Genomic DNA, 13,169 nt, shown 5'->3' with positions numbered 1-13,169 from the left:
CTGCTTACTTCTTCTTGGCCGGTGCGGCGGCTTTAGGCGCCAGCTCGTTGGTCATGTCTTCCAACAGCTTGTTCACCACAGGCACGGCGCTTTCCAGCTTGGCCTGGGTCATCTGGGCCGATTGCTGGGTCAGTTGCGGCATTTTTTCCAGGACTTTCTTGCCCAGTGGCGACTGGTAGAAAGCAACCAGGTCCTTGAGCTCGGATTCGCTGAAGTTGGTGGTGTAGAGCTTGACCATGTCCGGTTTCAGCTTCGGCCAGCCAATGGCCTGGTCCAACGCGGCGTTGGCCTTGGCCTGGTAGCTGTCCAGTACGGACTGCTTGGCGGCAGGCGCTTGGGTCTGTTCGAAACGCTGGGCGAACATTTGCTGCACTTGCATGTACACCGGGGTACCCAGCTTGTCAGCGTGGGCCAGGGTAAGGAAGGCTTCGGCACTGGCGTTGTGGCTGGCGGTATCGGCAAGAACCTGGCCGCTGGCGCACACCAGAGCAACCGCGGTACAGATGGCACGAAGACGAGTCATCGAGTTTCCTTTTCTAGCAGGCGAGGTAAGACCCCAAGGGCGCCCATTCTGCGCCTAAAAAACCTCGCGGCTCAACCCCAGGCCTTGTCGGGCCTGGATTGCCCGATGAAAAGTCTTTTAGGGAACCCACCTGCCCGATCAGGGCCTAAACTGCGCAAACGAACCTGAAGGAGTGTGCCCGATGAGCCGTATCGAAACCGACAGCCTGGGAGACGTCCATGTCCCGGATGACGCTTACTGGGGCGCCCAGACCCAACGTTCGCTGGTGAATTTCGCCATTGGGGAGCAACGCATGCCCCTGGCGGTATTACACGCCCTGGCCCTGATCAAAAAGGCTGCGGCACGGGTCAACGACCGCAACGGCGACTTGCCCGCTGACATCGCCCGCCTGATCGAACAGGCCGCCGACGAAGTGCTCGCCGGCCAACACGACGACCAGTTCCCCTTGGTGGTCTGGCAAACCGGCAGCGGCACCCAAAGCAACATGAACGCCAATGAAGTGATCGCCGGCCGCGCCAACGAGCTGTCGGGCAAGACCCGCGGTGGCAAAAGCCCGGTGCACCCCAACGACCACGTGAACCGCTCCCAAAGCTCCAACGACTGCTTCCCCACGGCCATGAGCATCGCGGCCGTCCAAGCGGTGCATCAGCGCCTGTTGCCAGCCATCGCTACGCTTTCCGGTGGCTTGGCCGAACTGGCTGCTCGCCATATGAAGCTGGTGAAGACCGGGCGCACCCACATGATGGACGCCACGCCGATCACATTCGGCCAGGAACTCTCGGCCTTCATCGCCCAACTCGACTACGCGGAACGCGCTGTGCGCAGCGCCCTGCCCGCCGTGTGCGAACTGGCCCAAGGCGGCACGGCCGTTGGCACCGGGCTCAATGCCCCCCACGGCTTTGGCGAGGCAATTGCCTCCGAGCTGGCGGCGTTGTCGGGGTTGCCGTTCGTGACCGCGCCGAATAAATTCGCCGCCCTCTCCGGCCATGAGCCGCTGGTCACGCTGCACGGCGCGTTGAAAACCCTGGCCGTGGCCCTGATGAAAATCGCCAATGACCTGCGCCTGCTCGGCTCCGGCCCCCGCGCGGGCCTGGCCGAGGTCAAGCTGCCGGCCAATGAACCCGGCAGCTCGATCATGCCAGGCAAGGTCAACCCCACCCAGTGCGAAGCGTTATCGATGCTGGCCTGCCAGGTACTGGGCAATGACGTGACCATTGGCATCGCTTCCAGCCAAGGTCACTTGCAGTTGAACGTGTACAAGCCGGTGATCATCCATAACCTGCTGGAATCGATCCGCCTGCTGGCCGATGGCTGCAACAACTTCCAGGAGCACTGCGTGGCCGGGATTGAACCCGACGCCGTGCAAATGGCTGATCACCTGGAGCGCGGGCTAATGCTGGTAACGGCGCTAAACCCGCATATCGGCTATGACAAATCGGCAGAAATCGCCAAGAAGGCCTATGCCGAAGGGTTGACACTCCGCGAAGCGGCACTCGACCTGGGCTACCTCACCGACGCCGAGTTCGACCAGTGGGTACGCCCGGAAAACATGCTGGGCAACTAAGACGCCATGCGCACTCGCCGGGCCTTGAGCCCGGCAATCAGCGACGGCGCCAAGGCCACGGTTGCCGACCCCAGCACCACCACCAACGCCCCAGCATAGCCCAGGGCGTTAATCTCTTCGGCCTGTACAAAGTCGGGCCACAGCCAGGCGGCCACAGCGACTGCCACAAAGGTCACCAACGGCGTGAGTGCCAAGGTCGCACTGACCCGCGAGGCCTCCCAGTGAGCCAACGCTTCGGCAAACGCACCGTAGGCCACCAGGGTATTCATGCAGCACGCCAGCAATAGCCAACCTTGCAACGGGCTCAGGTCCAACGCTTCCAGCGGGTGCGCCCAAGGCGTGAGCAACACGGCGCAGGACAGGTAGATCACCATCATCACCTGCAATGAATTCCACACCGTCAGCAGTTGCTTCTGGCCCAGGGCGTAGAACACCCAGATGGTCGTCGCCAGCAAAATCGTCAGCACGCCAGCGGTATAGGTGCCAAGGGAGGTGAGCAGCTCCGTCAGGCGCTGATTGAAGAACAGGCCAAAACCACAGATCAGCACCACCAGTCCCACTACCTGCCCCACACTGAAGCGTTCCTTGAACACGAACACACTGGCAATCATCAGGAAGATCGGTCCCATCTGCACCACCAACTGCGCCGTGCCGGGGCTGAGCATTTGCAGGCCCACCAGGTACAGCACGTAGTTGCCCACCAGCCCACATACGGCCATGCCCACCAACCAGCCACCTTTGGGTCCCAGCACCTTGCGACTGGGCAAGCGCTTGGTGAGGGCGAGATAGATGAACAGACAACCGCCAGCGACGGTCAGGCGAAACCAGGTGACGGTGATCGGGTCCATCACCTGCAGCACCTGCTTGAGCTTGATCGGCAGGATGCCCCAGAGCAGCGCGGTCAGCAGGGTCAGGAGAAAACCGTAGACCCAGCGGCCGGAAGAGATGTGCATGAGTGCCCCAGAAGCCAGAGGAAGTGGTGAGGCATTCTAGAGGTAAGCAGAAGCGTTGGGCTACGACACAATTTAAAGGTGGGAGCTGGCTTGCCTGCGATGGCGCCGTGTCAGCCCTAGAGATGTTGACTGATTCACCGCTATCGCAGGCAAGCCCGCTCCCACCTTTTTGATCCGGTTTCCCAGTGGGATTTAGCGCACGGCTTCGAACAAACCCGTGGCGCCCATGCCGCCGCCCACGCACATGGTGACGATGCCGTAGCGCAGATTGCGCCGTTGCAGTTCACGCACCAGATGCCCCACCTGCCGCGAACCCGTCATACCGAACGGATGCCCGATGGAAATCGAGCCACCGTTGACGTTGTACTTCGCGTTATCAATCTCCAGGCGATTGCGTGCATACAGGCACTGCGACGCAAACGCCTCGTTCAGCTCCCACAGGTCAATGTCCGCCACCTGCAAGCCCTTGGCCTTGAGCAACTTGGGCACCGAGAACACCGGACCGATGCCCATTTCGTCCGGTTCGCAACCGGCCACGGTAAACCCACGGAAAAACGCCTTCGGCTTGAGCCCCAACGCCAGGGCTTTTTCCAGGCTCATCACCAGCGTCATCGAGGCGCCGTCGGATAGCTGCGAAGAGTTACCCGCCGTCACCGAGCCGTCTTCGGCAAATACCGGCTTCAAGCCTTGCAGACTGGCCAGGGTGGTGTCGGGGCGGTTGCAGTCGTCGCGGTCAACCACACCGTCGAGGATCTGCACCGCGCCGGTGTTCTTGTCCTCGACCTTGTACTTGACCGCCATCGGTACGATTTCATCGTCAAACAAGCCGTCGGCCTGGGCCTGGGCGGTGCGCTGCTGGCTTTGCAGCGCATACAGGTCTTGCGCTTCGCGGCTGACGTTGTAGCGGCGGGCGACGATCTCGGCGGTCTGGCCCATGGGGAAATAGATGCCCGGCACTTGCTCCTTGAGCAGCGGGTTGATCAGGTTGTCGGTGTTGACGCTTTTCATGGTCAGGCTGATGGATTCGACGCCACCGGCCACAATGATGTCGCTGCACCCCGAGGCAATCTGGTTGGCCGCAATCGCAATGGCCTGCAGGCCCGACGAGCAGAAACGGTTGAGTGTCATGCCCGCCGTGCCGGTGCCCAGTTGCGACAGCACCGCCACATTGCGCCCGATGTTGTAGCCCTGGGCGCCCTCGTTGGAACCGGCACCGACGATGCAGTCTTCCACCGTCGCCGGGTCGATGCCGTTGCGGCTGAGCAACGCGTTGACGCAATGGGCCGCCATGTCATCCGGACGGGTCTGGTTGAACTTACCGCGAAAGGATTTGGCCAGGCCGGTTCGCACGCTGTCGACGATCACTACTTCACGCATGGGCTACCTCGATCTTGTCGTTGTTGGGAGATGGATCGAGAATAGATCCAGCTGATTCCGACCGCGATGATCATTCACCCCGCATATAGGCCTACTTCTTCTTGCCTTTCTTGTCGTGCTTGTCGGACTTGGCAAACGCCTCTTCCAACGCCAGGTTGATGGTGCGCAGTACCTTGACCCGCGCCCAGCGCTTGTCGTTGGCTTCCACCAGCGTCCAGGGCGAGACTTCGGTGCTGGTGCGGTCAACCATGTCGCCAACCGCCGTGCGGTAGTCGTCCCATTTATCGCGGTTGCGCCAGTCGTCCTCGGTGATCTTGAAGCGTTTGAACGGGATTTCCTCGCGGGCCTGGAAGCGCTCCAGCTGGGTGTCCTTGTCGATGGCCAGCCAGAACTTGACCACGATCACGCCCGCATCGCGCAGTTGTTCTTCAAAATCATTGATCTCGCCATAGGCGCGCATCCAGTCCGCCGGGGTGCAGAAGCCTTCGATACGCTCCACCAGCACGCGTCCATACCACGAGCGGTCGAACACGGTGAACATGCCTCGCGCCGGGATCTTCTGCCAGAACCGCCACAGGTACGGCTGCGCGCGTTCGTCTTCACTCGGCGCGGCAATCGGCACGATGTGGTATTGGCGCGGGTCGAGCGCGGCGGCGACACGGCGGATCGCCCCGCCTTTGCCCGCTGCATCGTTGCCCTCGAACACCGTGACCAGTGCGTGCTTGCGCATGCGCTTGTCGCGCATCAGGCCAGACAGGCGCGCCTGTTCGGTGATCAGCTGTTCTTCGTAATCGTCCTTTTCCAGGCGCTGGTTCAGGTCGAGGCTATCGAGCAGGCTCTTCTGGTCCACCGATGGAATCAACGGCGCGGGGTTCATGCCACTGGCCTTGCCCTTGGGCAGTTTCAACGCATTCTGCATGCCTTCCAGCAGCAGCTTGCCCACCGTGAGGCTGCGGTAATGCGCATCGACCCCTTCAATCACATGCCACGGTGCGTAGTCACGGCTGGTGCGACGCAGCACACGCTCACCAAAGTGCACGAACTTGTCGTAGGTCTCGGACTGTTGCCAGTCCAGCGGGCTGATGCGCCAGCTGTGCAGCGGGTCGTCGGCCAGGGCCTTGAGTCGCGCCTTCATCTGCTTCTTGGAGAGGTGGAACCAGAACTTGAAGATCAGCGCGCCTTCATCGCAGAGCATCTTTTCCAGGCGCTCGGCACCGGCAATGGCCTGGTCGAGACGGGCGTCCTTGATCTGCCCATGCACGCGGCCCTGCAACATCTGGCTGTACCAGTTGCCGAAAAAGATCCCCATGCGGCCCTTGGCAGGCAGTTGGCGCCAGTAGCGCCAGGCTGGCGGGCGAGCCAGTTCTTCGTCGGTCTGCTGGTCGAAAGTGCGCACCTCGATCAGGCGCGGGTCCATCCATTCGCTGAGCAGCTTGACGGTCTCGCCCTTGCCGGCACCTTCGATACCGTTGATCAGGACGATCACCGGGAAGCGCTTCTGCTGTTGCAGTTCGTACTGCACTTCCAGCAACGCTTCGCGCAGGGCCGGCACTTCGGCGTCGTAGGTGTCTTTGTCGATGGCGTGACCGATTTCGGCGGATTCGAACATGGGCAGCTCCGTTTCAAGATGGCTCAAGACTAGCGGATTGGGCAGCAACACGCGGGAGGAAATTCCATCCGCGCTTGCCGTGGGTCAATTCATTGCCGCTTGATCGGCTAGAATGGCCGCCTTGTCTTTACCTGCTTCATATTATGAGCCGCCCATGAACCCCGTATCCCACGCCCAGCTCGACTGGGACGACCAAGGCCGCCCGCATTCTCGGGTCTTCGACGACGTGTATTTTTCCGATAAGTCGGGCCTTGAAGAAACCCGCTATGTGTTCCTGGAACAGAACCGTTTGCAGGAGCGCTTTGCCGCCCTGCCAGAGGGCGGTCGGTTGGTGATTGGTGAAACGGGGTTCGGCACGGGCCTGAATTTTCTGTGTGCCTGGCAACTGTTCGAGCAACACGCAGTGGCCGGGGCGCGCCTGCATTTTGTCAGCGTGGAAAAGTACCCGCTAAATCACGCCGACCTGCAACGCGCCCTCGCCCTCTGGCCAGAGCTGCAATTGTTCGCCGAGCAATTGCTCAAGCAGTACATCGCCATCCACCAAGGCTTCCAGCGCCTGGTGCTGGATAACGGCCGCGTGACCTTGACCTTGTTGATCGGCGATGCCTTGGAGCAACTGCCGCAACTGGACGCACAGGTCGATGCATGGTTCCTCGACGGCTTCGCGCCGGCGAAAAACCCGGACATGTGGACCGCCGAGTTGTTTGCCGAACTGGCGCGCCTGGCGGCACCCGGCTCGACGATTAGTACGTTTACCAGCACCGGCTGGGTACGGCGACTGATCAACGCGGCCGGCTTCAAGATGAAGCGCACACCTGGGATCGGCCACAAGTGGGAGATCCTGCGCGGAGCATTTCTCGGTTGGCCCGAAGGCACACCACCGCCGCCCAACCCCAAACCCTGGTTCGCCCGACCGGCGCCTGGAAGGGGGGAACGCAAGGCCCTGGTCATCGGCGGTGGCCTGGCCGGCTGTGCCACGGCGGCCAGCCTGGCGGCGCGGGGCTGGCAGGTGAGCCTGCTGGAACGCCATGACGGCCTGGCACGGGAAGCATCGGGCAACCCGCAGGGCGTGCTCTACCTCAAGCTGTCCGCCCATGGCACTGCGCTCTCGCAGATGATCGTCGCTGGTTTCGGTCACACCCGCCGCCTGCTCGAACACCTGCACCGAGGCGTGGACTGGGACGGCTGCGGCGTGCTGCAACTGGCCTTCGACGCCAAGGAAGGTCAGCGCCAGGCGCAGTTGGCCGACGCTTTCGCTCCCGACCTGCTGCACCTGCTCGACCGTGATCAGGCCCAAGCGAAAGCCGGGATTGCCTTGGCGCACGGCGGTTTGTTCTTCCCTGAAGGCGGCTGGGTGCATCCGCCTGCCTTGTGTGAATGGCAAGCGCGGCATCCCGGCATCAGTGTGCTGCCTCATCACGAAGTTCTCGACCTGCGCAAAACCGATGGACTCTGGCAGGCCTGGGATGGAGACCAACTGCTGGCCAGCGCGCCGGTGGTGGTACTGGCTGGCGCCGCAGAAGTCCAACGCTTCGCCGACCTGCCCCTCAAACGCATTCGCGGGCAAATCACCCGCCTGCCGCAGACCGCTGAAAGCCAGGCACTGGCGACTGTGGTCTGCGCCGAAGGTTATGTGGCCCCGCCGCGTTTGGGCGAACACACCCTCGGCGCCAGCTTTGACTTCAAGAACGAAGACCTCACGCCCACGACCGCCGATCACCTCGGCAATCTAGCGATGCTCAACGACATTTCCGCCGACCTCACCCAGCGCCTGCACGCCGACGCCCTCGACGCCGCCACCCTACAAGGCCGCGCGGCGTTCCGCTGCACCAGCCCGGACTACCTGCCGATCGTCGGGCCGCTGGCCGACGCGGCGGCCTTCGCCGACGCCTACGCCGTGCTGCGCAAAGACGCCCGACATACCCCCGACACGCCGTGCCCCTGGCTGGATGGTTTGTACGTCAACAGCGGCCATGGCTCCCGTGGCCTGATCACCGCACCGTTGTCCGCCGAGTTGCTGGCGGCCTGGCTGGAGGATGAACCATTGCCACTGCCGCGCAGTGTGGCCGAAGCCTGCCACCCGAACCGTTTTGCTGTGCGGGCCTTGGTTCGGAGTAATGTGGCAAAGGCATGATTAACGCAGCCGGCAGCCACTCAATTCACTGGTCTTCAACGCTTGATCCGTCTGACGCACGATCTCGGCGCCTTCGGCGAGTTTCTGCTCGCGCAGAATGGCGTCCATCTGTTCGCGGTAGCGGGCATCACTCAAGGTCTCGGCCTGCTCGAAGACCTGCGCCATCTGCTGATCGAACGGCTCATTCAGCGCGGCAAACCGACTGCCTACCGTGCGTTTAAGGTAGCTGACCCAGAACGGAAGACGGGACAGGTACTGCATCAGTTGCGGTGACAGTTCGGCCGCCTGCAGTTGCGCTTGCGCCTGCTCCAGCGCCTTTGCGGTCACACCGGCCAGTCGAGCGTAACGCATATGCTTGGGCTGGCCCGGCAGATTGAATTTGTCGGCAAGGCCAGTCCGATACGCCAAGCCTACCTCCAGCGCATCGGTGCCGGGGTGTTCGAGACTGTATTGACGTGCAAGCGTCTCCAGATGATCAAGGCGAAACAGCCTTCTTCCCAGATCCAGCAAGGACGTCCCTGTCGCCGCGCCAAGCTCGACCCGTTTAGCTATGTCGCGCAGTTCCAGCAAAACTTCCAGCTGACTGAAACTATCCGCCACGGCGTCATCGCAGTTGAAGGGTGTGGCCGTCCGCTCAAATATCTCACTGCGTAACTCGGCATCGTCCGCAGCGGCCTCCAGCACCCGCCAGACACGTCGATCCAGATCTTCACGAACGTGAGCGGCATCGGCGGTCCCTCCCAGGTTGACCAGCAACTGAAACAAGCTGTCGGAAGCCGGCTCGTCCTTGAGCCCGGCCCACAGAACATCTTTATCGGCAAACCCATCCACCCCATCATCCGGCAGCCAGATTTCACGGGCACGCTGTTCGTTCAACCGCGGAATGTCATCCTCCATGAACCCCATGCCAGTGCCGATTCGAGTGCGCAAATCCTCCAGTGCTTGCCGTGTGGGTACATCCAGCGGGTTGTGCCGCAGGTTGAAGGTCTCGGCCAAGCGCAGGGGCAACGCGAACAGCCCGTCGGGCAGCGTCAGGATGTCATTCTGGCGCAAGTCGACAAGGTCCAGGTGAGGCAGGCGCAGTAAACCGTTGGGGAACGCCTTGAGCTGACAGTCGCGCAGGATAAGTTCACGAAGCCCGAACATGCGCCTGACATCCGGAGGGTCCACCAACGGGTTTTCACTCAGGTTCAGCGTCTGCAGGTCCTGCATGTTGGCCAGGCGGCCGCGGTCATACTGATTCAATTGCAGTTTATTGTTGGCCAGGACCAAATGCTCCAGCTCCGGCATCTGCGACAACACTTCAGGCAAGCGGGTCAGTTGATTACCAGCCAAGTCCAGGCTGTGCAGCCCTTTGAAATGCTTGAGAAAATAGCCGACATCATCGTTGAGCTTGAGGTTTGCCAGCGACAAGCTTTGCACATGTTCAAAACTCACTTGGGGCGGCAACGTGGGCAAGCGTCCTCGAAGCAGGTCATCCAATGACACACCGGGCACTTTTACACCGTCGCGACCCGGCACACGGATCATGCGCCGCCAACAATGCTCGAGGGCATTCACCGTTTGCGTGCGACTCAGGCGAAAGTCCCACAACGAGCCATCCTCAGCGGTGTAGCCCGATATATCGTTGCGCCAGGCTTTCAACGCGCGATGCAACAGTTGGTACTCTTGCTCAAGGGCCTCAACTGCCCTGGCCCGCGACAGGTGGTCGGTGCCGGCTTGCTGAATGAATGCTGACACCTCTCTGTCGGTGAGCAGCGGGTAGAGCTTCCTGACCTTGCGCGCCAGCGCCGGCGGCGGCGCCTCTACCGGCAGCAGTTGCGCCTGGATGCACGCAGTCGGCTCCTCGGGCATTCCCCGCTTCGGCCACAGGTAGCCGGAGACACGACGCCGGTTTTTCTGGACCGCCATCTGTATCTTATGGCGCAGCATAGCGGCTCCCGACGGCGCATCCACGCCCATGTCCGTGCGACGTGCGGCAGGCAAGGCATCGACCACTGCCTGGTAAAACACCTCCGGCTCGGCCGAGACATCGCCCAACGGTAATCCAATGTCATTCACAGCCTGAAAGCCGGCTGCCGTCTGCAGCACCGTGCATTTTGTGGCGGCAGTTGCCGGGCCGACCTCGTTCACGACAGTGCCAAGCAACGTCTGATCGCGAACCTGTAGCAACAGATCCTTCGGCCAGTCCGGTAGATGCCCCAGCATCCCGACAGCCACGCGGCGTGTCGCATCGTTGGCCAGTGCCGGAAGATACAACCCCAGTAGCGCGTTGTCCTCCTCAATGACGACAGCCGCCTCACGGGCCTTCTGGGCAAGGCTCAGGGGAAGCCGTTTGGTGTTGCGCACGTGCAGTCGCTGCGCGCTGCTTGCCTGGTTCAACAACTCCTGGCCGATCCGTGCCGGCAACTGCGGGAATCGCGCTCTCATCGCCACCAACTCATGCGTGGCAACGCCGTCATAGTCGCGGTACAACTGCTCATGGAGCGTTTGCTGGTGTTGCTTGATCGCGTTCAGCAAGCGCTTCGACAACACTTTCTCCGAGTGCTCACCCTTCCCTAACAATTGGCTCCGTTCCTCACCGTCCAACGCTTTCAACAGAGTCGACATCACCTCCCCGGCCTTGAGTTGCTCCTGAGTCATATGAATGCTCAGGTCTTCGTAGTCAAAAGGAGCCACCTCAGGGTAGCGCTCCACCAGGTCACCGTGCGCATCCAGCACTTCGAAAAAACGTCCCTTGGGCCAGCCGCTCAGCAAGGGCAAGGCCAGTAGCTGAGTGCGAGCCGTACGGGCATGGGGACGCATGTCGCGCTCCAGGAAGTACTTCAAGTCGTGAATCTTGCTCAATTGTCGAAAGCGCGCCACACAGTCCTGGAACCGTGCGGGCAACGCCTCATGCTCCAGGTTCAATCGAGCCAATTGCTCGCGTGATATTCCGACGACAGAGGCCAAGCTTTCCAGATGTTCATGGGGCAGAACGGCCAGGCTGGGATCCAGGCGAGACAAATGATAAACCGGGTCATGCCAGCGCTCCGGGCGCTCGAAAACATGCTGCCAGCCTCCTTCGTTGTTATGCACCAGGGGCGGACGATAGGCATCGGGTCGTCGCGGGTGGTTGATGCGCCACTGATCGATATCAGCGTCATAGTCAATGGCATAGAGATCGCCGTCCATTTTGATACAGGACTGGCCGTTGACTTGGTAAACCCCCTGGGCACTGGGCATCGCCTGTTCATCCAGCACCAGCGCCTGGCGGTAAGCAGACAACCGCGGGCGCCATAACTTCGACTGCCCATTGGCCGGGGTCACTGCCTCCATCGTGTCGAAGAACTGCGTCGACCCCGTAAGCTTGCGTTTGAGCGAACCCACCACGCGCCCACCCGCGGCAAACAGCGCCATGGTCGCAATGCTTTCGGCCACATTGATCAGATGGCGCAGCGCTACAGTCTGGTCGCCGTGGGCCCAGTCCTCGACACCGTCGAACACTTCTCCCAGCAATTGACCGATGGCCACACCCATTATCAGTTGCCCCAAGACAGGCACCACAAACGCGGCCACATTCAATACGTCGAGGGCCGCATCCAGGTAGCCTTGCAGGCGCTTCTCACGCGCGTCTTCGTCCACTTGTGCCACGGGTACCGCCAATGCCAAGGCGTCGAACTGGAGTTTCCCCACACAGGCACCGAAGAAAAACGCCGACAGGCTGTGTGAACTCACTACGGCTTCCAGGCGACCCAACGTGCGGCTCTTGTCGAACTCGGCATAGAAATCCAACCGCTCGGACTCATCCAGATACCCGTTGAAAAATGCCCGGTAGCTGGGCACCTGCAATTTCAACGACAGGTACTCCTTGAAGTCGTCCAGGCTCTGATACTCAAACCAGGGTCGCACCGGCTCGTTGGGCATGTAGATTGCAAACCCGCCAGCCGCAAAGCTGCCCGACGCAGCCTCACAGAACACCAGTACACCCCAGAGGCATGCCCCCCCTATGTTCAGGCCCTGCCAGATCATGGGCTTCCCGCCTGGCGACAAGTATCCAAGCTCCAGGATTGGGCGGTCAGCCTTGATCAGTGCGAGTATTCGAGCGTGAGTGGTTTCACGGATGTCCCCCTTGGCCAACGCGATATGCAGGTCGGTCTGCATGTCGAGGCAACGGGACTGGCCGATGTCCGCGACCGCGGGGTTGTAGCTCAACTCCCCCTCGCTGACGGTGGCCGAAGGCGGCAGCCCGAGGATATCGATGATGTGTTTCTGATAGGTCGCACCCAGGTCCAGTTCGCGGCAATAACCGACAAACGCCTCTGCCGAAAGACTCGGCGCCACCTGTTTGGAAGACGCCAAACGAATCACGGCATCAACCGGTAAGGCACCGTCGGCTTGGGCCTGGGTGAAATTCTGCATAGCGGCCTGCACCAATGTGTGCCGGGTAACAGTGACCGTCTTTATCAGTTGACCACCCAGGCTCGGAAGCACACCGCTCAGTTCCCGCTTGGGCAGTTCCAACACGTCACGCTCCACATCCAGCGTATTGATCCCCTTGCCCTCCAGGAAAAACTTGAGCTGCTCCACACAGAAGCGATCCAAAGGGCGCAGGCGGGCCAGGCGCTCCTTGGCGCGTTTACGCAACGCTTCACTGTCAATGTGCGCTTGCTCCAGCGCACGCGATGTTTCGGGCTTGGCCTTGACCAACCAGTGCGGCAAGGTCTGGTGCAGTACCCGGGCCTTGCTCAGGTCACCCGTCAAATCAAGCAAGACCGTCTCCAGTTCGTCGTGCGTGACGGATTTCGCCACGCCACTCCAGTCACGTTGTTGCGTCATCAAAACGCTCCTTAAATGCGGAAATTGATGACCCCACAGCCTAAGCGCGACGAGTGCTGGAACCCATTCGAATAGTGCCCCGGTCAGCCGTCGGATTGACCCGGAATTTGCGTCGAAGCCATAACCCTTTACCGCCCCTCAATTACAGGCCCCGTGGGCCGATGCCCGCCTTTAAGCGCCAGCCATCAAGT

Annotated in this window: 7 protein-coding genes; 2 read left to right on the top strand and 5 right to left on the bottom strand. The window is 61.3% G+C overall.

The genetic code is table 11. From position 1 onward, the window contains the following. Window positions 1–4: 4 nt before the first annotated feature. Window positions 5–523 (bottom strand): DUF2059 domain-containing protein, encoded by a 519-nt coding sequence (locus CFE47_RS14330; protein ID WP_185703842.1) that lies wholly within the window; start codon window positions 521–523, stop codon window positions 5–7. A gap of 181 nt (window positions 524–704) precedes the next feature. Here CFE47_RS14330 and CFE47_RS14325 point away from each other — a divergent pair, with 181 nt between their 5' ends. Further along, a complete protein-coding gene (locus CFE47_RS14325; RefSeq protein WP_286837931.1) occupies window positions 705–2,087 on the top strand; it encodes a class II fumarate hydratase in 1,383 nt (460 codons plus the stop codon). Here the strand turns inward: CFE47_RS14325 and CFE47_RS14320 are convergent. The 3 genes from CFE47_RS14320 to pap all read right to left on the bottom strand — a co-directional run bounded on the left by CFE47_RS14320 (window position 2,084) and on the right by pap (window position 6,026). Further along, entirely contained in the window at window positions 2,084–3,040 is a 957-nt protein-coding gene (locus CFE47_RS14320; RefSeq protein ID WP_286837929.1) for a DMT family transporter, read from the bottom strand. The genes CFE47_RS14325 and CFE47_RS14320 overlap by 4 nt on opposite strands. 192 nt (window positions 3,041–3,232) lie before the next feature. Next, window positions 3,233–4,417: a thiolase family protein gene (locus CFE47_RS14315; RefSeq protein WP_286837927.1), complete on the bottom strand. Its 1,185-nt coding sequence runs from the start codon at window positions 4,415–4,417 to the stop codon at window positions 3,233–3,235. A gap of 91 nt (window positions 4,418–4,508) precedes the next feature. Further along, window positions 4,509–6,026 carry a polyphosphate:AMP phosphotransferase gene (gene pap, locus CFE47_RS14310; RefSeq protein WP_286837925.1) on the bottom strand — a complete coding sequence of 506 codons (1,518 nt, stop codon included), beginning with the start codon at window positions 6,024–6,026 and terminating at the stop codon, window positions 4,509–4,511. Window positions 6,027–6,180: 154 nt separating this feature from the next. On the opposite strand from pap, the gene mnmC reads away from it, so the two are divergent. Further along, entirely contained in the window at window positions 6,181–8,160 is a 1,980-nt protein-coding gene (gene mnmC / locus CFE47_RS14305; RefSeq protein WP_286837924.1) for a bifunctional tRNA (5-methylaminomethyl-2-thiouridine)(34)-methyltransferase MnmC2/FAD-dependent 5-carboxymethylaminomethyl-2-thiouridine(34) oxidoreductase MnmC1, read from the top strand. Here mnmC and CFE47_RS14300 read toward each other — a convergent pair whose 3' ends face one another. Beyond that, window positions 8,161–12,978: an NEL-type E3 ubiquitin ligase domain-containing protein gene (locus CFE47_RS14300; protein WP_286837923.1), complete on the bottom strand. Its 4,818-nt coding sequence runs from the start codon at window positions 12,976–12,978 to the stop codon at window positions 8,161–8,163. Window positions 12,979–13,169 lie beyond the last annotated feature (191 nt).

The organism is Pseudomonas sp. PGPPP1 (assembly GCF_002255865.1).
In the GTDB taxonomy this organism is placed as follows: Bacteria; Pseudomonadota; Gammaproteobacteria; order Pseudomonadales; family Pseudomonadaceae; genus Aquipseudomonas; species Aquipseudomonas cremoris.
Note: the sequence above shows the minus strand (reverse complement) of the source record. Positions and strands in the feature narration are given on the sequence as shown.